This window comes from Longimicrobium sp. (assembly GCA_036387335.1).
In the GTDB taxonomy this organism is placed as follows: Bacteria; Gemmatimonadota; Gemmatimonadetes; order Longimicrobiales; family Longimicrobiaceae; genus Longimicrobium.
Genome location: DASVTZ010000172.1, coordinates 17,651 through 34,965, shown reverse-complemented (window position 1 = coordinate 34,965; position 17,315 = coordinate 17,651). Strand labels below are relative to the sequence as shown.

The following is a 17,315-nucleotide window of genomic DNA, read 5'->3' as shown; positions in this document are numbered from 1 at the left end:
TGCCAAGACGGAGCGCGCCATCGTCTCCGTCCTCCAGGAGCTGCGCCGCGCCGGCAAGACGGTCGTCGTCGTGCACCACGACCTGGAAACGGTCCCGGAGTACTTCGACTGGGTCCTCCTGCTGAACGTGCGCCGCATCGCCGACGGCCCGGTGCGCGAGGTCTTCACGGAGGAAAACCTGCGCCAGACCTACGGCGGACGGCTTCCGTTCCTGACGCGCAACGGGGGCCTGCCCGCTGGGGCCTCACTGCACGCGGCGGACTGAAAGGCGGGGAATGGGGAATGGGGAAATGGGGAATGGTGGGCACTCCGGGCGGGACAAGCATCTCGCCGTGAGCCCGCCTCCCCGTCGCCCTCGCTCCCCCAAGGGCGGGTCTGTCTCGCCGTACCTCGCCTCGCACCCGTAGAAGAATGGGCCTGGTTTAACCATTCCCCATTCCCCATTCCCCATTCCCGTCAGTCCCTTGGATCTCCTCACCGACTACACCCTCCGCACGGTCGCCCTGGGCGCGGCGGCACTGGGGCTCACCAGCGGCGCGCTCGGCTCGTTCGCGGTGCTGCGCAAGCAGAGCCTGCTGGGCGACGCCATCTCGCACGCGGCGCTCCCCGGCATCGCGCTCGCCTTCCTCCTCACGGGGAGCAAGGCGACGCCGGTGCTGGTGGCGGGGGCCGCGGTGGCAGGGTGGCTGGGGACGCTCGCCGTGATGAAGATCACCGGCGCCACCCGCGTCAAGGAAGACAGCGCGCTGGGGATCGTCCTCTCCGTCTTCTTTGGGTTCGGCCTGGTGCTGCTCACCTACGTGCAGAAGCGTCCCGACGCCAGCCAGGCCGGGCTCGACCGCTTCCTCTTCGGCCAGGCCGCCACCCTCCTGCACCGCGACGTCCTCCTCATCTCCTCGCTCGGTGCAGTGGCGTTGCTGGGGGCGGCGGTCTTCTGGAAAGAGTTCAAGCTCCTCGCCTTCGACCCCGACTACGGCGCCTCGCTCGGCTTCCCCATGCGCTCGGTGGACGTGATCCTCACGACGCTCCTCGTCGTCTCCATCGTCATCGGGCTGCAGACGGTGGGCGTGGTGCTGATGAGCGCGATGGTGGTCGCCCCAGCCGCGGCCGCGAGGCAGTGGACGGACCGCATGGGGAAGATGGTGGCCGTCGCCGGGCTGTTCGGCGCTCTGGCGGGGGTGAGCGGCGCGGTGCTCAGCTCGCTGACCCAGCACCTCCCCACGGGACCGACCATCGTCCTCTGCCTGACGGCGCTGGTGGTGCTGTCGATCCTCTTCGCACCCAACCGCGGGGTGCTGTGGGAATCGGTGCGCGACAGGCGCAACCGCAGCCGCCTGCACATGGACGCCGTGCTCGGCAACCTGGACGATCTGGCGCGCCACCACGCCAACCCGGAGCACGGCCACGCCGCCGCGGTTCTCGAAGCCATGCACCCCGGCGCGCACCGCGAGCTGCGCGAAATGGAAGCGCGGGGTTGGGCGCGCCGCACGCCGAAGGATGAGTGGGCCATCACCCCCGCCGGCCGCGGCGAGGCGGAGCGGCGCGCGGGCCTGCGCGGCGAGGACGACCGATGATCATCGCGCCCGAGCAGGAGATCCAGTGGATCGCGGCCGTCACCGCCGCGGCGTGCGCGCTCCCCGGCGTCTTCCTGGTGCTGCGACGGATGGCGCTGATGAGCGACGCCATCTCGCATTCGATCCTCCTGGGGATCGTCCTCGCCTTCTTTGCGACCGGCAACATCGCCTCGCCGCTCCTGATCGCCGCGGCGGCGGCGACCGGCGTGCTCACAGTGACGCTGGTGGAGCTCCTCCACCGCACGCGCCGCGTCAAGGAAGACGCCGCCATCGGCCTCGTCTTCCCCGCGCTCTTCAGCGTGGGCGTCATCCTGATCTCGCGCTACGCGGGCAACGTGCACCTGGACGTGGACGCGGTGCTGCTGGGGGAGCTGGCCTTCGCCCCCTTCAACCGCTACTCCTGGCGCGGCATGGACCTGGGCCCGCGCACGCTCTGGGTGATGGGCGCCATCCTCCTGCTGAACGCGGCCTTCATCGGTGCGTTCTTCAAGGAGCTGAAGCTCACCACCTTTGACGCGGCGCTTGCCGGCGCACTCGGCTTCGCGCCGGGCGCGCTGCACTACGCGTTCATGACGCTGGTGTCGGTGACCGCGGTGGGCGCGTTCGACGCCGTGGGCTCGGTGCTCGTGGTGGCGCTGATGATCGCGCCGCCGGCCGCGGCCTACCTCATCACGGACCGCCTGCCGCGCATGATGGCGCTCAGCGTGGCGATCGGCGTGGCGAGCGCGCTGGCGGGGTACTGGATGTCGTACCTGCTCGACGTCTCCATCGCCGGCTCCATGGCGACGTGCACGGGGGTCTCCTTCTTCCTATCCCTCCTCTTCGCCCCCGAGCGCGGGGTGGTGGCGGTGGCGCGGCGCCGCGCTCGTCAGCGCTGGGAGTTCGCGCAGGCGATCCTTACGATCCACCTGCTGGACCACGAGGGCTCTCCCCAGGCCGCCGAGGAGAGCCGCGAGCGCCACCTTCACGAGCACCTGCGCTGGGCGCCCGACTTCGCCCGCGTCGTCGTGCGCCGCGCCGAGAGCGCCGGCCTCCTCACCCGCACCGGCGAGCACCTCTCCCTCACCGACGAAGGCCGCGCCTCCGCCCGCGAGACGATGGCCGGCGTGTAGCGCCCCGCATTCGCCACCGCCCGCGCAGCATTGCGCAGGACCTGGCGGAGTTAAGGCGTTGGGCAGGCTAGCGATGGAACTTGAGTCCCGATGCTGTTAGAGTACACGTGCCGCCCGGGCCGTGTGCTCGGTGCTCAACCGATTCGCGCGCGAGAGAGGCTCGATGACAAAGGTTACCCTCCAGAGAGTGGGCGGATCACTCGTAGTGGCGCTTCCCGAGGAGTTGATTGAGCGTCTGCAGCTGGGCGAGGGAGACGAATTGTGCGTCGCGGAAACGGAATGCGGAGTGACTCTGACGGCACACGATCCCGAGTTCGACCGCGCGATGGAAGTTTACGAACGTGGTGCGCGCAAGTACCAGAACGCGCTTCGCGAGCTCGCCCAGTAGAGCGCCATGGTCTCCGAGCCGTTCTGGCTGACGCGGCGGATGGTGCGGGCCATCCACGATCAGCAAATTCGCGAGCATGGCGGCAGCCATGGAGTGCGTGACGAGGGGCTGATCGCTTCCGCGCTCGCCCGGCCGCAGAACCGATGGGGCTATTCCCAGGATGTGGATCTGCCGGAGCTCGCTGCCGCTTATGGATTTGGACTGACGAAGAACCACGGCTTCATCGACGGAAACAAGCGCGTCGGGTACATGGCGGCGTACGTTTTCCTGGGGCTCAACGGGCTGGACGTCGAGGCGCCCGAAGAAGAAGTCGTGATCCTCATGAGCGGGGTGGCTTCAGGCGAGCGGAGCGAGAACGAACTGGCGGAGTGGCTGCGAGAGCGAGCCGTTCCCTACGAATGACGCCAGGGCGGGCGCCGGCGTGATCCGGCGCCCGCCGCCTGTTTGTCGTCCGCCGTCGCGCCGGAACGGCGATTGCGCTGAGAGGCCGGACTTGCCTGTGCAGGTCCGGCCGCGTGCTATGGCACGTGGTCCTCCGACGCATCCCGACGCCGAAGGACACGATGATCTCCTCCCACGAACCTCTTGCGCGGACGATGGCCAACAGCGTCCGCGAAGCCCGCGAATCGCTGGTGGGACGCTGGCTGGAGCGGATCGTGGACCGCGTGGCGATTCATCCGACCCACATCTTCCCCTCCGAAGAGCTGCTGAACCACGTCCCGCTGCTGGTGGACGGGATCGCGGACTACGTGGGCGACGTCGCGGCCGAGATCACGGCGGACGTGCCGGTGGTGGCGAAGGCGATGGAGCTGGGGGCGCTTCGCCACGCGCAGGGCTTCGAGGCGCACCAGATCCTCAAGGAGTACGAGATCCTCGGCGGCATCCTCTTCGACCACCTGGCGGAGACGGCGGAGCGGATGGGGCCCGGCTGCTCGCCCGCGGAGCTGCTGGCCTGCTCGCACCGCGTGTTCCGCGCGGTGGCGGTGATCCAGCAGTACACCACGAACCACTTCCTCTCGCTGGCCGAGGCGCGGGTGAGGGAGCGCGAGGACCGGCTGCGCGCCTTCAACCGCTCGCTCACGCACGAGATGAAGAACCGCATCAACACCGTGCGCGGCGCCAACGAGATGCTGCGCGAGGAGTGGGTGGGGAGCGTGGCGTCGCAGCGGGAGAAGTTCACGGACATCATCGCCCGCAACGCGGATGGGATGCAGAGCGTGCTGGAAGACCTCCTGGAGCTCTCGCGCGTGGAGGTGGACGGGTCGCAGTCGTCGCGCAACATCCTTCTCTCGGATGCTGCCGCCGAGGTGGCGCGGCAGCTCCGCGACTTCGCCGAGGCGCGGCGCGTGCGCGTGGAGCTCGCGCCCGACCTCCCCATCGTGGAGGTCCCTGCGGCGGCCGTGGAGCTGTGCCTCACCAACTACGTGTCGAACGCCATCAAGTACCGCGACCCCGGCAAGCCGGACCACTGGGTGCGCGTGGAGGGCACCGTGCGCGACGGCGACCCTTGCGAGGTGATCGTGAGGGTGCGTGACAACGGCCTGGGTGTGCCTGAGGAGGCGCGGCCGGAGCTCTTTCGCCGCTTCTTCCGCGCCCACGAGGGCACCGTCACCGGCGAGGAGGGCACGGGCCTGGGCCTGGCGATCGTGCGCGAAACCATCGAATCCGTCGGCGGCCGCGCCTGGGCCGAGTTCGACCCTGCCGACGGCACCGTGTTCGCGATCTCGTTCCCCTGCCTGATCGCCGAGGTGTTGCCGGAGACGGGCGGGCTTTCGGTGTAAGACGGAGTGCGTGAGTGCGTTAGTGCGCAACAGCCCGGCGCCGGACTTTTCTGTCATCCTGAGCGAAGCGCCTCTCCGCCCTCTCCTTCGCTCCAGCCTCTGGCGCGAAGCGAAGGATCTACTGCGCGTACCGAGAGATTCGCTGGCTTGCCCGGGCCTCCTGCCGCGCCGGCTAGATCCTTCGGTCGCCGCAAGAGTTTTGAGACGTGCGTAGATCTGCGCGGCGGCTCCCTCAGGATGACAAAGGGGGGACCGCCCGCAGACTTAACGCACTAACGCACTAACGCCCTCCGCTCCCGTGACCACCACCACCGCAACTCTGCTCGACGACATCCCGCCCGGCGCGTACGTACCCGCGGCGCGGGCGCATGCGGGGGCCGAGCCTTCCGCGCCGCCGCCGGGGGATGCGGTGGGGGCGGTGGAGCACGTGCTGGCGTCGGCGGGGGCGGCGCGGGCAAGGATGGCGTGGGGGCGGGCGGATACACTCGCCCGCGAAGCCGCCGAGCTCGCGCGCAGGCTGCGGTTGCCAGGGCTGCTGGGCGCGGCGCTGAACGAGTCGGCGGCGGCGCGCATTCACGCCGGGTTGCTGGACGATGCGGAGACCGCCGCCCGCAACGCGCTGGCAGGCGACGCGGCGGAGCACGGGCGCGCGGAGGTGAACCTGGGGATCGTGGCCGCACTCCGCGGCGACACGGACGAGGCGCTGGCCCGCTTCGCCGCCGCCGAGGCCGCGGCGCATGCGGACGGCGACGAGTGGACGCTGCTGCTGGTGCAGGCGAACCGCGCGGTCGCGCAGGTGGCGCGGAACGAGCTGGCGGCGGCGCAGGAGTCGGCGGAGGCGGCGCTTAAGACGGGGCGGCGGGCGCGCGACGACCACCGCGCCGCCCTGGGCGGGCTCGCGCTGGCGTGCGTGCACCACGCGCGCGGATTGCGCAACGAAGCACGCACGCGCCTGGCCGAGGCGGTGCGCGCCTTTACGCGCGCCGGCGACCAGCTGCGCATGGTGCAGTGCCACTTCATGCTGGGGGAGATCGCGTACGAGGCGGAGGACCCCATCCGCGCCGGATCGCACTACCGCGACGGGCTGGCGGTGGCGCGCGAGGCCGGCGCCGCCGAGCTGGTGGAGTTGCTCAGCCTGCGCTTCGAGCACCGCTGAGACGCGGCGTGCGGCCCCGGGCCGCCAGGCGGGCGTACACGTAGCCGTTCACCGCCAGCACGATCGCGCCCAGCACCATCTGCGTGCCGCGCGTAAGTCCCTGCGGGTACAGGATGTGGAGGATGTAGCGGTCCACGAAGCCGACCCGGTACGCATCGCCCCCGCCCAGCAGCCGCAGGTGGTTCTCCAGGTAGGTCAGCGGGCAGATCCATCCGCCGAACTCGATGGCGGCACCCCACGCGGCGGCCGGGACGTGCGCCCACGCCAGCTTCGGCCTGCGCAGCACGAGCAGCCCGCCCAGCGCCACGAAGAGCACGAAGGCGAGGTGCCCCAGGACGACGGCGTCCGCGAGGGCGCGGTAGACGGCGGGAGAGATCATCGCATCGGCGGGCGGAGGGTTCCGCTCCATGTACACCGCTGCCCGCGGTCCGAGCCGGATGGGCTCACGCTCGCGTCGTCCTCAGCCCGTCCGCCGCTGCGTCCCGCCCGCGTATCGCGTGGTCCACGCTGTAGCGCCCGCCGCCGCGCGCGGAGAAGTAGAGGAAGATGAAGCAGAAGAGGACCGCCGGCTCGCCCCCGTTCAGGAGGGGGACGGCACCGCGCGGGAAGTGGGCCTGGAAGTACGCCACCGCCATCTGGCCGGCCAGGATGAAGGCCACGGGGCGCGTGAACAGCCCCAGCACGATCAGCAGCCCGCCGAACACCTCCAGCACCCCCGCCACACCCATCTGCGAGAACAGCTCGACGGTGCCCGGCGGCGCGTCGGGCGGCTTGAGCCAGCCGAACAGCTTCTGAACGCCGTGCTGCATGAACATCAGCCCCGCCACGACGCGAAGCAGCGCGAGCGTCACTTCCTCGAAGCGGTGCATGAAAAAGGGCCGCATGGGGGACCTCCCGTTCGTGTGGATCGCCGGAAGCCCGTCCCGCGCCGCAACCCGCGCGCCAGCTACACGTCGAACGCAAAGGTCCGCCGCATGGCGAGCGCCGTGACGGCGTCCGGCGCGAGGCGGAAGAGTGCATCGCGGAGCCGCACGGCGGCCGGGCGCTCCCACTGCGCCACCTGACCGTACTGAAGCGACTGCCGGACGATGCCGACCACGCGCCGGAAGCGGCGGCGCTCGAAGTCGCGTAGCGCATCCGGGATCCGGGGGTTCTGTACGAGCGCGCAGGCGAGCACCGCGGCGTCCTCGATCGCCATGCACCCGCCCTGCCCCATGTTGGGCGTGGTGGGGTGCGCCGCATCGCCCAGCAGCGTCACCCGCCCGCGGCTCCACCCGCGCACCGGCGGACGGTCGTAGCTGTCGTTCTTGAGGATGGCCTCCGCGGGCGTCGCCTCCAGCAGCTGCGGAATTGGCTCGTGCCAACCGCGGAAGAGGCGGAGGAGCTTCGCCTTGGCGCCCTCGCCGCCATCGTCCGTCCCCTCTGGCTCGTTGGCCGTCGCCCACCACGCCACGCGTCCCTCGCCGATCGGCACGATGCCGAAGCGCAGCCCCGCGCCCAGCGACTCGGACAGCTCGCCCGCGCCGGGGAAGGTGCCCTCGGCCACGCCCCGCCAGACAGGATAGCCGCGGTACACCGGCTCGCCGTCATCCAGCAGCCGGCGGCGCACGGCGGAGCGCAGACCGTCCGCGCCCACGAGCGCCGCGCCCTCCACATCGCCCAGCCCCGCGAAGCGCACCCGCACGTAATCGCCCGCGTCGGTGAAGTCCTCCGCGGTGGCGCCGGTGGTCACCGCCCACGGGGGGAGCGCATCGGCGAGGGCGGAGTGGAGCGCCGCGCGGTGGATCAGCACGCTGGGTGCATCGTGTGCGCCGAAGCTCATGCGCAGCAGCACGCGCCCGTTCCGCGAGCGGATGGCGCCGTGCTGGAAGACGAAGCCGCGCCGCACCACGTCGTTCAGCACGCCCCAGCGGCGGAGCTGGCGCGTGGCGTTGGGCCACAGGCTGATGCCGGCGCCCACCTCGCGCAACTCGGGCGCCCTCTCGAACACCTGCGCCTCGAACCCCGCCCTCCGCAACGCGATCGCCGCCGACAGCCCCCCGATCCCGCCGCCCGCGATGATGATGGGTCTCGTTTCGTCAGTCATGCCCAACGACCTAGCCCGTCGCACGAAACGGCGGCGTAGGGAAAGCTCTGCAATCGTCTGTGGGGCAGCCGCTGAATCCGCAATCTTACGCAGAGACGCGGAGGCGCGGAGGAGTTCTCTCTCTGCGCCTCCGCGTCTCCGCGTGAGCCCTGCTGTTTTTGTGGCCGAGAGAGCGTTCAGCGGCCGGAGCTGAGGCGGTTGTGGCGGATGTCGCTGCGCCCGGCGGCCACCCCGGTCCCCACGCTCACGCCGAAGGCGAGCGCCGTGCCGAAGCCCACGATCGGGACGATGGCCGTCACCAGCATCCCTACGATCAGCGCCGCGAACCCGGCGACCACGGGAACGCCGCTGCCATGGACCTTGTCCACGAAGCGCAGGCGGTTGCGGACGAAGCGGCGGGACTGCGTGTATCCGAAGATGGCGGCCGCGGATGCGGCGACCAGCGCGATGAGTCCGAACATGGAAGTTCTCCGGTTTGCGGGGCGTGCGGGTGTGTTGCCGGAAATGGGGTACGCACCACTCGCGCCGCGGGTTTCACCGTTGCCCCGCGGCGGGGTCCGGTGCCATTTTCCGAACGATGCATCGCTCCGTACGACCCCCGCTCCCTCGACCCGCCATGACCACGCAACGCAGCCGGTCCCTCGCCGTCGCCCTGGCGCTGCTCTCTGCGGCGTGCGGCGGCGAAGCGGGCGGGAAGAAGAACGCGCGGCAAGCGCTCGGCCAGCCCGCCGAGCTCCCGTCGCCCGCGCCGGAGGGGAGCACCGCGCCCAACCTGGTCACCGATGCCCAAGGGCGCGTCTATCTCTCGTGGACGGAGCCGCGGCCGGACTCGGCGCACGCGCTGCGCTTCGCCGTGCTGGAGGACGGGCGGTGGTCCGCGCCGCGCACCGTGGCCGAGGGGCGCGGGTGGTTCGTCAACTGGGCGGACTTCCCCTCGCTCCTCCCGCTGAGCGGCGGGGGGATCGCCGCGCACTGGCTGCAGCGGAGCAGCGGTGAGAAGTACGCTTACGAGGTGCGCGTCGCCCGCTCCGCCGATGGCGGCCAGAGCTGGGGCCCCTCCGTCGTGCCGCACCGCGACGGGACCCCCACGGAGCACGGCTTCGTGTCGATGTGGGCCGCGCCGGGCGACTCGGTGGGCGTGGCGTGGCTGGACGGCCGCAAGTACGCCGGCCGCGAGGAGGGCGACCCCGCCGCCGAGACGGCGATCATGACCACGCGCATCAGCGCGGACGGCGGCGCCGCGCCCGAGAGCCCGCTCGACCAGCGTACCTGCGACTGCTGCCAGACCGCGATGGCCATCACCAGCGACGGCCCGCTTGTGGCCTACCGCGACCGCACCGCCGACGAGATCCGCGACATCTACTTCACGCGCCTCGACGGCGGCCGCTGGACCCCACCGCGCCCCGTGCACCCGGACGGCTGGAAGATCCCCGCGTGCCCCGTGAACGGCCCCGCCCTCTCCGCGGACGGGAGCCGCGTGGCCATCGCCTGGTTCACCGCCGCCCGCGACACGCCGCGCGTGCAAGTCGCCTTCTCCGAGGACGCGGGCGCCACCTGGAGCGCCCCCGTGCGCGTGGACGGCGGCACCCCGGCGGGCCACGCGGACGTCAAGCTCGTGGACGGCGGCGCCCTGGTGAGCTGGATCGAGCGCTCCGCGGCCGGCCCCGCCGAGGTGCGCGTGCGGCGCGTGGCCCGCGACGGCGCGCTGGGCGAGCCGCGGACGATCGGCGGCGTGCCGGAGCGGTCCGTGCCGCGCATGGCCGTCGGCGGCAGCTCCGTCGTCTTCGCCTGGACGGCGCCCGGCAAGCCGTCGCGCGTGCAGACCGCGCGCATGGAGCTGGGGCGGTGAGGGCCCTCACCCCCGCTCGTTCCTCGCTGCCCCCTCTCCCGATAACAGGAGAGGGCTGCGCCCTCACGTTATCGAGAGAGGGGGCGCGGGACGGGGACCGGATGCCCGCCTCCGCCCCTCCCCCAGCGGTTTGGGGGAGGGGCAGCGAGGAACGGGCGGGGAGGGGGCCCGCGCGCCTGGCCTTCGCCTTCGCCCTCGCCACGCTCCTGGCCCTGGCGGCCTGCGACGTCCCGCGCGGAGGGCCGCCGGCGGTGGGGAAGCCGGCGCCGGAGTTCGAATCCGTGGCGCTGGAGGGGGGCAGGCCGGTGTCGCTCAAGGAGATGCGGGGAAAGCCGGTGCTGCTGAACGTGTGGGCCACCTGGTGCCATCCCTGCCGCGAGGAGATCCCCGCGCTCCAGAAGATCCACCAGGCGCGGCCCGGGCTGGCGGTGGTCGGCGTCAGCGTCGACGATCCGGGGCAGGAGGAGGAGATCCGCGCCTTCCTGCGCGGCTTCGGCGCGCGTTACACCATCTGGCTGGACCCGGACCAGCGCGTCTCCTCCACGTTCGCCACGGTCGGCGTGCCCACCACCTTTCTGATCGGCGCGGACGGGACCATCCTGTGGAAGCACGTCGGCCCCGTGCGCGCCGACGACCCCGCGCTCAACCGGGCGCTCGACAGGGAGCTCGGCGGCTGATGCGCATCATCGAAGACGCCGAGGGCCGCAGCTGGGACGTGATGGTGGGGCGCGGATCGTGGGGGTCGCTCGTCCTCCTCTTCTCCCTGCGCGGCGCCAACGAGAACCGCACCGCCGACATCGCCTCCGAGACCGTGCGCCAGGCCGAGCAGGAACTCTCCGCCCTCTCCGACGACGAGGTGCGCGCGCGCCTCGCGGAGTCGAAGCCCTGGGAGTAAGCCGCGCCTACATCCCGGGCTCGTTCTCCGGGGGCGGGAACGCGATGAAGGCGACCGCGAGCACCAGCAGGCCGGGGAGCGACCACACCAGTGCGTTGCCGAGGAAGTACGAGACCACCGCCAGCATCCCCGCGCTCTCGCCCAGCGCCCATCCGATGATGCTGAAGGTGCACCGCTTGGCGCGCGTGGAGAGCGTCTCCATCCTGCTGCGGAAGAAGAAGATCGGCACGAGCATGGCCACGGCGAACACCGCCGCGATGTACCCGATCTGGAGCGGCGGGTCGGGCCGGGGCTCGCGCACCAGCGTGGTCACCACCGCGAACATCGCCACGCCCATCGCCATGGCGGCGCGGATGATCTGCATCACCATCGCGGGCGGGCCGTGGATGCTCCCGGATGAATCGAAATCGCCCATGGAAGTGCCGTGGCAGGAGGATTTTGCGCCGAGTGATGGCGCGGGCGGGGCAGGGGCTCCCCGTGGATTCCCAGTATAATCGCCGGCGTTGGCCCCGCGTAGCTTTCGATGGGCGCGGGATGGTCTGGCGGAGGACGCGGGCGTAGCTTGGCGGTGCGGCGGCCGCTGTGGAGCCTGCCGCGATACCCAAGCCACTCGAAGTTCGCATGAAGCTCAAAAGGATCGCATCGCTGGCCGTCGCCGGATGGTTGGCCGCCCTCCCCGCCGCGGCGCAGCAGCAGCCCGCCGCACCCGCGCGCCGCCCGACGCTGGTGGTGCTCATCACCGTGGACCAGCTCCGCCCCGACTACTTCACGCGCTGGCCCGGGCAGCTCACCGGAGGGCTGGCGCGTCTGTACGACGGCGGCGCCGTCTTCACGCGCGCGTACCAGGACCACGCGATCACCGAGACGGCGCCGGGGCACGCGAGCACGCTCTCCGGGCGCTTTCCGCGCAGCACCGGGATCGTGCAGAACATCGCCGGCGTCGGCGACCCGCAGGCGCCGCTCCTGGCCGGGAGCACCATGGCGGGCGCCTCGCCCTTTCGCTTCCGCGGGAGCACGCTGACCGATTGGCTGCGCTTCAAGGACCCGCGCACGCGCGCCCTCTCCGTGTCGCGCAAGGACCGCGGGGCGATCCTTCCGCTCGGCAGGGCGCAGCAGGACGTGTACTGGTGGGGCTACAACGGCGCCTTCACCACCAGCACTTACTATGCGGACACGCTTCCCACCTGGGTGCAGCGCTACAACGCGTCGCGGCCGGCGCGGCGCTTCGCGGGGAAGGCGTGGACGCCGCTCCTCCCGGCCGCGTCATACACGGAGCCGGACAGCGTGCGCGCCGAGAACGGCGGGCGCGAGTACACCTTTCCGCACGTCCTTTCCGCCGACCCGGACACGGCGGGGCGCACCATCGTCGAGTTTCCCTGGATGGATGAGCTCACGATGGAGTTCGCGCTGGCGGGGCTCCGCGAGCTGAAGCTGGGGCAGGGGCCGCAGACGGACGTCTTCGCGGTGTCGTTCTCCACGACGGACGCGGTGGGGCACCGCTACGGCCAGGACTCGCGCGAGATCCACGACCAGGTGGTGCGGCTGGACCGGATGCTGGGCGTGTTCCTCGACTCGCTGTACGCCGGACGCGACCCCGCGAGCGTGGTGATCGCGCTGACGGCGGACCATGGCGTGGCGCCCATCCCCGAGGTGCGCCACCCCGGCGACGCCGCGCGCTACCACGCGAACCTGGGCGCCTTCACCCGCTGGCTGGGCGCCGAGGCGCGGCGGATGGGGGTGGACAGCGCCGCCTTCAACTTCGACGATGGGATGGTGGCGTACGATCCCGACGCCTTCTTCCGCGCCGGCCGCGACCCGGCCGCGCTGCTCCCGGAGGCGATGACGCGCTTCGTGGCGTGGGCGCGCCGGCAGCCTGGGGTGATGCACGCCAGCCTCGTAAAGGATCTGCCGCGCGATTCGGCCACCAACCCGGTGACGCGCCGGTGGATGCACATGCTTCCGCCCGATCTTCCCGTGGCCGCCGTCGTCACGCTGCTGCCGGAGCACGTGTGGGGGATCGCGACGTACGGGCAGCACGGCACGCCTCACGACTACGACGCGCACGTGCCGGTGATCTTTTACGGCTCCACGATCCGTCCCGGGAAGTACGCCCGCTTCGCCCGCGTCGTGGACATCGCGCCGACGCTGGCGCGCATCGTGGGCGTGCGGCCGACCGAGGCGCTGGACGGGCGGGTGCTGGTGGAGGCGCTGAGGTAGGCGGACAGGCGATGGACGGTGACACGATGTTCGGTGCGGCGTCGGGCACGGGCAGCCACGTGGGGCTGCCCCTACGGGATTGGGTCCGGCGGTTCAGCGCTTGCGCCCTGTCGGCGGGGCGGTCTAGCTTCGGCGGGTGTGGCCGGCCGTTCCTGATCCCCGTTCCCCGCTTCCCATGAAGCCCCAGCGCCACGCAGCCATCCTGGAGCTGGTCCGCGACCGGCGCGTCTCGTCGCAGGAAGTCCTCCGCGACTTCCTGGCGGAGCGCGGCTTCGAGGTGGCGCAGGCGACCCTGTCGCGCGACATCCGCGAGCTGGGGCTGGTCAAGGTGCCCGACGAAAACGGCGGCTCCACCTACACCCTTCCGCCCGGCGTCACCGACCCCACCCCGACCCTCGCCCGCCTCCTTCCCTCGCTCTACCTGGGATCGGACGGCGTCGGCAACCTCCTGGTGGTCAAGACGATGGTGGGCGGCGCGCAGCCCATCGCGGTAGGGATCGACTGGGAAGAGTGGCCCGAGGTCCTCGGCACCGTGGCGGGCGATGACACCATCCTCGTCATCCTCCGCGACCCCGCGCACCTCGACACCATCGTGCGGCGCATCGAAGAGATCGCCGGCGTTTAATGGGAGAGATCCCCATCCCCAAAACTCGCCGGGGCGTGAAGCCGTCCGCCGCCCTCGCCGCGCTCCTCCTGACCGTTGCCCCGGCCGCGGCGCAGGAGCACGTGCATGCGCCCGATTCGGCGGCGGTGCGGCTGAGCGTGAGCGCGCAGGCGATCCCGCTCGTCACGCACACGGCGCCCGCGCTCAACGGAGAGTCGAGCACCGAGGCGCAGGTGACGCAGCCGCTGGTGATGGCGCATGTTACGGGGTGGGGCGGGCGGGCGGCGCTGGTGGCCAGCATCAACCTGGAGGCGCTCTCCCTCGCGGACGGCGAACCGAATCCGGGGATCTGGGGCGAGGGGTTCATCGACCGCCGCCACCCTCACACTGTCATGCACGAGGCGGTCGCGACGTTCTCTCCCCTGGGCGGCCCGCACGCGCGCGGCGAGATCTCGGTGAGCGCGGGCCGCGGCTTCGTCCCATTCGGCAGCGACGACCCGATGGTGCGGCCCTTCGTCAAATTCCCCGCCAACCACCACCTGGCGCAGGTGCTGGAGCGGCTGATGACCATCGTGGCCGTGCGGCGCGGCCCGCTGGCGCTGGAGGGGGCGCTCTTCGCCGGAAACGAGCCCTTCGGCACGGGCGACATGGGCGACCCCGGCCGCTTCGGCGACTCGTGGGCCGTGCGCGCCACCCTGGCTCCGCGCCGCGGCTGGGAAGCATCCGGCGGCTATGCCCGGATCAACTCGCCCGAGGAGCCGCGCGGCGTGGGCCTCGATCACGACAAGATCGCCGCCTCCGTCCGCTACGAGGCGGACTGCGGGTCGGCATCGCGCGACTACGCGCTGGTGGAATGGGCGCGCACGGACCAGATGAACGGCTCGCTCCGCTCCTTTCGCCTCTCGTCCGTGCTGGCGGAGGGAGCGGTCCGGCGCCACGGCATCGAAATGGCGCTGCGCCTGGAGCGCACCGAGCGTCCCGAGGAGGAGCGGCTGGCGGACCCCTTTCGCACGCCGTCGCCGCACGCGGACGTGTCGCTGCAGGGGATCACGCGCTGGACGATCGCCACGCTGCACCTGAGCCACGGCGCCGGCTCGCTGGGCGGCATTCGGATGCGCCCGTTCGTCGAAGCCGCGCGCCTCGCCGCCGAGCCGCTCCGCACCGCCAGCGTCTTCGTGCCGCGCGAGTTCTACGGCTCGGACCGCATGTGGACGTTGGCCGCCGGTGCCCGCATCGAGATCGGCGGCACGCACCCCCGAATGGGCCGCTACGGCGCCGCGGCCCGCGGACACTGAACGCACTCACGCACCAACGCACTCACGCACTTCCCTTCATCGATCCATGAAACGCACCCTCCTCCTCCTCGCCCTCGCCGCCGCCGCGTGCGACAACAACCCGGCCGATCCGGACCCGATTCCCGATCCCAACTGCGCGCAGATCACCGCGCCCGCGGTGCTGGGGCTGGGGTGCGTGGCGGAGCGCTACACCGCCGAGGTGGCCGTCAGCGGGCGCTGGGCGTACACCACCAGCTGGGGGCAGCGGGGCCCGAATCGCGTCCCGGGCAACGCCATCAGGGTGTGGGACGTTTCCGGAAAAATCCCCGCGCCGGGGGATTCGGTGATCGTGGACGATGCCGCCACCACCGGCGACGTACAGGTCTCCGACGATGGCAAGCTGCTGGTGGTCGCCACCGAGCGGCGCCCGGGCCGCATCGTCGTCTTCGACCTGACGAACCCGGCCAAGCCGCGTGAGGTGTCGCGCTTCACCTCCACCAACACCGACCCCGGCGTGCACACCGCCGAGATCGCGCGGGTGAACGGCAAGCTGTACGGATTCCTCTCGATCGACCCAGGGGCCAACTTCGACGCGCGGCTGGTGGTGGTGGACCTGAGCAACCCGGCAGCGCCGCGCGAAGTCCTTTCGCGGGTGATGGGCACCCCCTTCATCCACGACGTCTTCGTGCGCGACGGCATCCTCTTCACCGCGCTGTGGAACGCCGGGATGACGATCTGGGACATCGGCGGCGGCGGGCGCGGCGGCTCGCCCGAGAACCCGGTGGAGCTGGGGAACGTGAGGACGGTGGGCGGCGCGGTGCACAACATCTGGTGGCTGCACACGGGCGGCGTCAACCGCTTCGCCGTCATCGGCGAGGAGCAGCCGGGGATCATCGGCAGCACCTCGGCGGGCGACATCCACGTGGTGGACGTGAGCGACTTCACGAGGCCGCGCGAGGTGGCCTTCTACAACGTCCCCGGCGCGGGCACGCACAACTTCTCGGTGGACGAGGCGAGCGGCACCCTGTACGCCGCCTACTACAACGGCGGGGTGCGCGCCCTGAACGTCGCCGGCGACATCTCCGTCTGCGACGCCTCCGCCCGCTCCGCCGACGGCCGCTGCGACATGCGCAAGGCGGGGCGCGAGGTGGGCCGCGTGCTCGACGTCCCCGCCGGCGGCCGCAACTTCTACATCTGGGGCGTGCAGCACGTCGGCGCCAACGTCTACGCCTCCGACATGCTCAACGGCCTCTGGAAGCTGGACGCCGCCGCCATCCGGCGCTGACACTCCAGCAAATTATCCGGAGATCGGCGGCTCGTTTTCGATGATACGATGGACGAGGTGAACGAAAGCGGCCTCATCCTGAGCATGAACCGCTGGGAAGCGGTCGAGGTGGAGCACTGTTCGCTGCACCTCCGGGCTCATCCAAGCGATCGCTTTGATTGCATTCGTGTGCAGAGCGTTGAGCTTGAGGTGCCAGACCGGCCGGTGGTGAAAAACCATGTTGCGGAGGCGCGTCAATTCCGAAAGAACTGAGTACACGTGCTGACGTGTGCGAAGCCTGCGCGGCAGATGCGGGAAAACCGCCTTCAGATGCCGGGGCCAGAGTGCGGTCGGCCTTCCGTCAGCAGGGTAGTACGAGGATCGTGGGCTGATCTCGTATTCGCGCGTGAAGAGCCCGGTCCAGAAGCCAAGCGATAGCCCTTCTACCAGCCGGTTGGCAGAAGGCCCCTTTCTCTCCTGGACGAACACGCGGGCTTTGGTCCGCCGGATCTCCTCGCGGTCACCCGGCGCGAGCACGCCCGGGTCAGCATCCAGCCATGATCCCGCGCTCGGCAGCTCTCCGGGGTTGGGAGCGCCGAGCTGCGGCGGGCTCGCTGGGAGCGCAGCGCCCAAGACAGCGTCGATGCGGTTCCGCAACGTGATTTCGAGAACGTGCAGCACCGGATAGAGCGACTCGCAAAGCGCGAGATTACGAAAGTACCGTGCGAGCACCACCGTGTCGGTGTCTTTTGGAGAGGCACGAAACCCGACTTGAAGGCGCGCAGGTGAGAGCGCGGTATTGATCGACGCTAGGTAGCTCGCTTGTGCAGATTTGGAGTTCATGGTATCTTATGCTCGCGCCTCGGGAGATCCTCTCCCGGCCCCGTAAGGTGAGCCGGTGATGGTTCCGAGGGATGGAAGTCGGCCCCGGCAGAGCACGCTCTGCCGGGGCTTCTCGTTCGTGCGTCGGGGGACATGATCCGCGCCATCGGCCGGCCCCGCAATGACCGGGCGGGCTTCGCCACCAAACCGGTTTTAGCGCTGGCGCAAAGTCATCGCGGGCGCAACTTTATCGCCCTTGGAACGCGTGTCCCCGCCGGTCCGCTGGAACCTCC

20 protein-coding genes are annotated in these 17,315 nt (G+C 71.0%); 14 read left to right on the top strand and 6 right to left on the bottom strand.

Translation table 11 applies throughout. The features are described 5' to 3' along the window. The 7 genes from VF647_16720 to VF647_16690 form a co-directional block, all read left to right on the top strand. Positions 1-265 (top strand): hypothetical protein (locus tag VF647_16720; GenBank protein ID HEX8453748.1); only part of this gene is annotated, 265 nt, incomplete at its 5' end. 199 nt (positions 266-464) lie between these two features. Next, positions 465-1,574 carry a metal ABC transporter permease gene (locus tag VF647_16715; protein ID HEX8453747.1) on the top strand — a complete coding sequence of 370 codons (1,110 nt, stop codon included), beginning with the start codon at positions 465-467 and terminating at the stop codon, positions 1,572-1,574. After that, positions 1,571-2,686 carry a metal ABC transporter permease gene (locus tag VF647_16710; GenBank protein HEX8453746.1) on the top strand — a complete coding sequence of 372 codons (1,116 nt, stop codon included), beginning with the start codon at positions 1,571-1,573 and terminating at the stop codon, positions 2,684-2,686. Before VF647_16715 ends, VF647_16710 begins: the two co-directional genes overlap by 4 nt. Before the next feature lie 163 nt (positions 2,687-2,849). Further along, complete coding sequence (locus VF647_16705) at positions 2,850-3,074, top strand: hypothetical protein (GenBank protein ID HEX8453745.1); 225 nt, start codon at positions 2,850-2,852, stop codon at positions 3,072-3,074. Between the two features lie 6 nt (positions 3,075-3,080). Next, positions 3,081-3,476, top strand: a complete 396-nt coding sequence (locus VF647_16700) for a type II toxin-antitoxin system death-on-curing family toxin (GenBank protein ID HEX8453744.1) — start codon at positions 3,081-3,083, stop codon at positions 3,474-3,476. 194 nt (positions 3,477-3,670) lie between these two features. After that, entirely contained in the window at positions 3,671-4,855 is a 1,185-nt protein-coding gene (locus tag VF647_16695; GenBank protein ID HEX8453743.1) for a sensor histidine kinase, read from the top strand. A 298-nt stretch (positions 4,856-5,153) separates the two neighbouring features. Beyond that, the gene (locus VF647_16690) at positions 5,154-6,011 is read left to right on the top strand and encodes a hypothetical protein (GenBank protein ID HEX8453742.1); all 858 of its coding nucleotides are present in this window, start codon (positions 5,154-5,156) and stop codon (positions 6,009-6,011) included. Here the strand turns inward: VF647_16690 and VF647_16685 are convergent. The 4 genes from VF647_16685 to VF647_16670 all read right to left on the bottom strand — a co-directional run bounded on the left by VF647_16685 (position 5,986) and on the right by VF647_16670 (position 8,558). Then, the gene (locus VF647_16685; GenBank protein HEX8453741.1) at positions 5,986-6,390 is read right to left on the bottom strand and encodes a DUF2784 domain-containing protein; all 405 of its coding nucleotides are present in this window, start codon (positions 6,388-6,390) and stop codon (positions 5,986-5,988) included. The two genes, VF647_16690 and VF647_16685, sit on opposite strands and share 26 nt — an antisense overlap. Before the next feature lie 64 nt (positions 6,391-6,454). Continuing rightward, positions 6,455-6,895: a DoxX family protein gene (locus VF647_16680; protein ID HEX8453740.1), complete on the bottom strand. Its 441-nt coding sequence runs from the start codon at positions 6,893-6,895 to the stop codon at positions 6,455-6,457. A gap of 62 nt (positions 6,896-6,957) precedes the next feature. Beyond that, entirely contained in the window at positions 6,958-8,097 is a 1,140-nt protein-coding gene (locus VF647_16675) for an FAD-dependent monooxygenase (protein ID HEX8453739.1), read from the bottom strand. A 176-nt stretch (positions 8,098-8,273) separates the two neighbouring features. Next, complete coding sequence (locus tag VF647_16670) at positions 8,274-8,558, bottom strand: hypothetical protein (protein ID HEX8453738.1); 285 nt, start codon at positions 8,556-8,558, stop codon at positions 8,274-8,276. A gap of 155 nt (positions 8,559-8,713) precedes the next feature. Between VF647_16670 and VF647_16665 the strand changes: the two genes are divergently transcribed. The 3 genes from VF647_16665 to VF647_16655 all read left to right on the top strand — a co-directional run bounded on the left by VF647_16665 (position 8,714) and on the right by VF647_16655 (position 10,841). Beyond that, positions 8,714-9,946, top strand: a complete 1,233-nt coding sequence (locus VF647_16665) for a sialidase family protein (protein HEX8453737.1) — start codon at positions 8,714-8,716, stop codon at positions 9,944-9,946. A 101-nt stretch (positions 9,947-10,047) separates the two neighbouring features. Further along, a complete protein-coding gene (locus VF647_16660) occupies positions 10,048-10,623 on the top strand; it encodes a TlpA disulfide reductase family protein (protein HEX8453736.1) in 576 nt (191 codons plus the stop codon). Next, on the top strand, positions 10,623-10,841 hold the full coding sequence (locus tag VF647_16655) for a hypothetical protein (protein HEX8453735.1): 219 nt from the start codon (positions 10,623-10,625) through the stop codon (positions 10,839-10,841). The genes VF647_16660 and VF647_16655 overlap by 1 nt, the downstream gene beginning before the upstream one ends. A 7-nt stretch (positions 10,842-10,848) precedes the next feature. Here the strand turns inward: VF647_16655 and VF647_16650 are convergent, their stop codons facing one another. Next, a complete protein-coding gene (locus VF647_16650; protein ID HEX8453734.1) occupies positions 10,849-11,256 on the bottom strand; it encodes a hypothetical protein in 408 nt (135 codons plus the stop codon). Between the two features lie 206 nt (positions 11,257-11,462). On the opposite strand from VF647_16650, the gene VF647_16645 reads away from it, so the two are divergent. The 4 genes from VF647_16645 (at position 11,463) to VF647_16630 (ending at position 16,221) form a co-directional block, all read left to right on the top strand. Beyond that, a complete protein-coding gene (locus VF647_16645; GenBank protein ID HEX8453733.1) occupies positions 11,463-13,058 on the top strand; it encodes an alkaline phosphatase family protein in 1,596 nt (531 codons plus the stop codon). A gap of 175 nt (positions 13,059-13,233) precedes the next feature. Next, entirely contained in the window at positions 13,234-13,683 is a 450-nt protein-coding gene (gene argR, locus VF647_16640; protein ID HEX8453732.1) for an arginine repressor, read from the top strand. A gap of 35 nt (positions 13,684-13,718) precedes the next feature. After that, positions 13,719-14,957, top strand: coding sequence for a hypothetical protein (locus tag VF647_16635; protein ID HEX8453731.1), 1,239 nt, complete (start codon positions 13,719-13,721; stop codon positions 14,955-14,957). Positions 14,958-15,003: 46 nt separating this feature from the next. After that, positions 15,004-16,221: a hypothetical protein gene (locus tag VF647_16630; protein HEX8453730.1), complete on the top strand. Its 1,218-nt coding sequence runs from the start codon at positions 15,004-15,006 to the stop codon at positions 16,219-16,221. Between the two features lie 12 nt (positions 16,222-16,233). Here the strand turns inward: VF647_16630 and VF647_16625 are convergent, their stop codons facing one another. Further along, complete coding sequence (locus tag VF647_16625; protein ID HEX8453729.1) at positions 16,234-17,043, bottom strand: hypothetical protein; 810 nt, start codon at positions 17,041-17,043, stop codon at positions 16,234-16,236. Positions 17,044-17,315 lie beyond the last annotated feature (272 nt).

What these genes read in the sequence shown, in the direction of transcription:
- VF647_16710 (HEX8453746.1), top strand. Translation starts at nt 1,571, where the DNA reads ATGATCATCGCGCCCGAGCAGGAGATCCAGTGGATCGCGGCCGTCACC.
- VF647_16705 (HEX8453745.1), top strand. Translation starts at nt 2,850, where the DNA reads ATGACAAAGGTTACCCTCCAGAGAGTGGGCGGATCACTCGTAGTGGCG.
- VF647_16700 (HEX8453744.1), top strand. Translation starts at nt 3,081, where the DNA reads ATGGTCTCCGAGCCGTTCTGGCTGACGCGGCGGATGGTGCGGGCCATC.
- VF647_16695 (HEX8453743.1), top strand. Translation starts at nt 3,671, where the DNA reads ATGGCCAACAGCGTCCGCGAAGCCCGCGAATCGCTGGTGGGACGCTGG.
- VF647_16685 (HEX8453741.1), bottom strand. Translation starts at nt 6,390, where the DNA reads ATGATCTCTCCCGCCGTCTACCGCGCCCTCGCGGACGCCGTCGTCCTG.
- VF647_16680 (HEX8453740.1), bottom strand. Translation starts at nt 6,895, where the DNA reads ATGCGGCCCTTTTTCATGCACCGCTTCGAGGAAGTGACGCTCGCGCTG.
- VF647_16675 (HEX8453739.1), bottom strand. Translation starts at nt 8,097, where the DNA reads ATGACTGACGAAACGAGACCCATCATCATCGCGGGCGGCGGGATCGGG.
- VF647_16670 (HEX8453738.1), bottom strand. Translation starts at nt 8,558, where the DNA reads ATGTTCGGACTCATCGCGCTGGTCGCCGCATCCGCGGCCGCCATCTTC.
- VF647_16665 (HEX8453737.1), top strand. Translation starts at nt 8,714, where the DNA reads ATGACCACGCAACGCAGCCGGTCCCTCGCCGTCGCCCTGGCGCTGCTC.
- VF647_16660 (HEX8453736.1), top strand. Translation starts at nt 10,048, where the DNA reads ATGCCCGCCTCCGCCCCTCCCCCAGCGGTTTGGGGGAGGGGCAGCGAG.
- VF647_16655 (HEX8453735.1), top strand. Translation starts at nt 10,623, where the DNA reads ATGCGCATCATCGAAGACGCCGAGGGCCGCAGCTGGGACGTGATGGTG.
- VF647_16650 (HEX8453734.1), bottom strand. Translation starts at nt 11,256, where the DNA reads ATGGGCGATTTCGATTCATCCGGGAGCATCCACGGCCCGCCCGCGATG.
- VF647_16645 (HEX8453733.1), top strand. Translation starts at nt 11,463, where the DNA reads ATGAAGCTCAAAAGGATCGCATCGCTGGCCGTCGCCGGATGGTTGGCC.
- argR (HEX8453732.1), top strand. Translation starts at nt 13,234, where the DNA reads ATGAAGCCCCAGCGCCACGCAGCCATCCTGGAGCTGGTCCGCGACCGG.
- VF647_16630 (HEX8453730.1), top strand. Translation starts at nt 15,004, where the DNA reads ATGAAACGCACCCTCCTCCTCCTCGCCCTCGCCGCCGCCGCGTGCGAC.
- VF647_16625 (HEX8453729.1), bottom strand. Translation starts at nt 17,043, where the DNA reads ATGAACTCCAAATCTGCACAAGCGAGCTACCTAGCGTCGATCAATACC.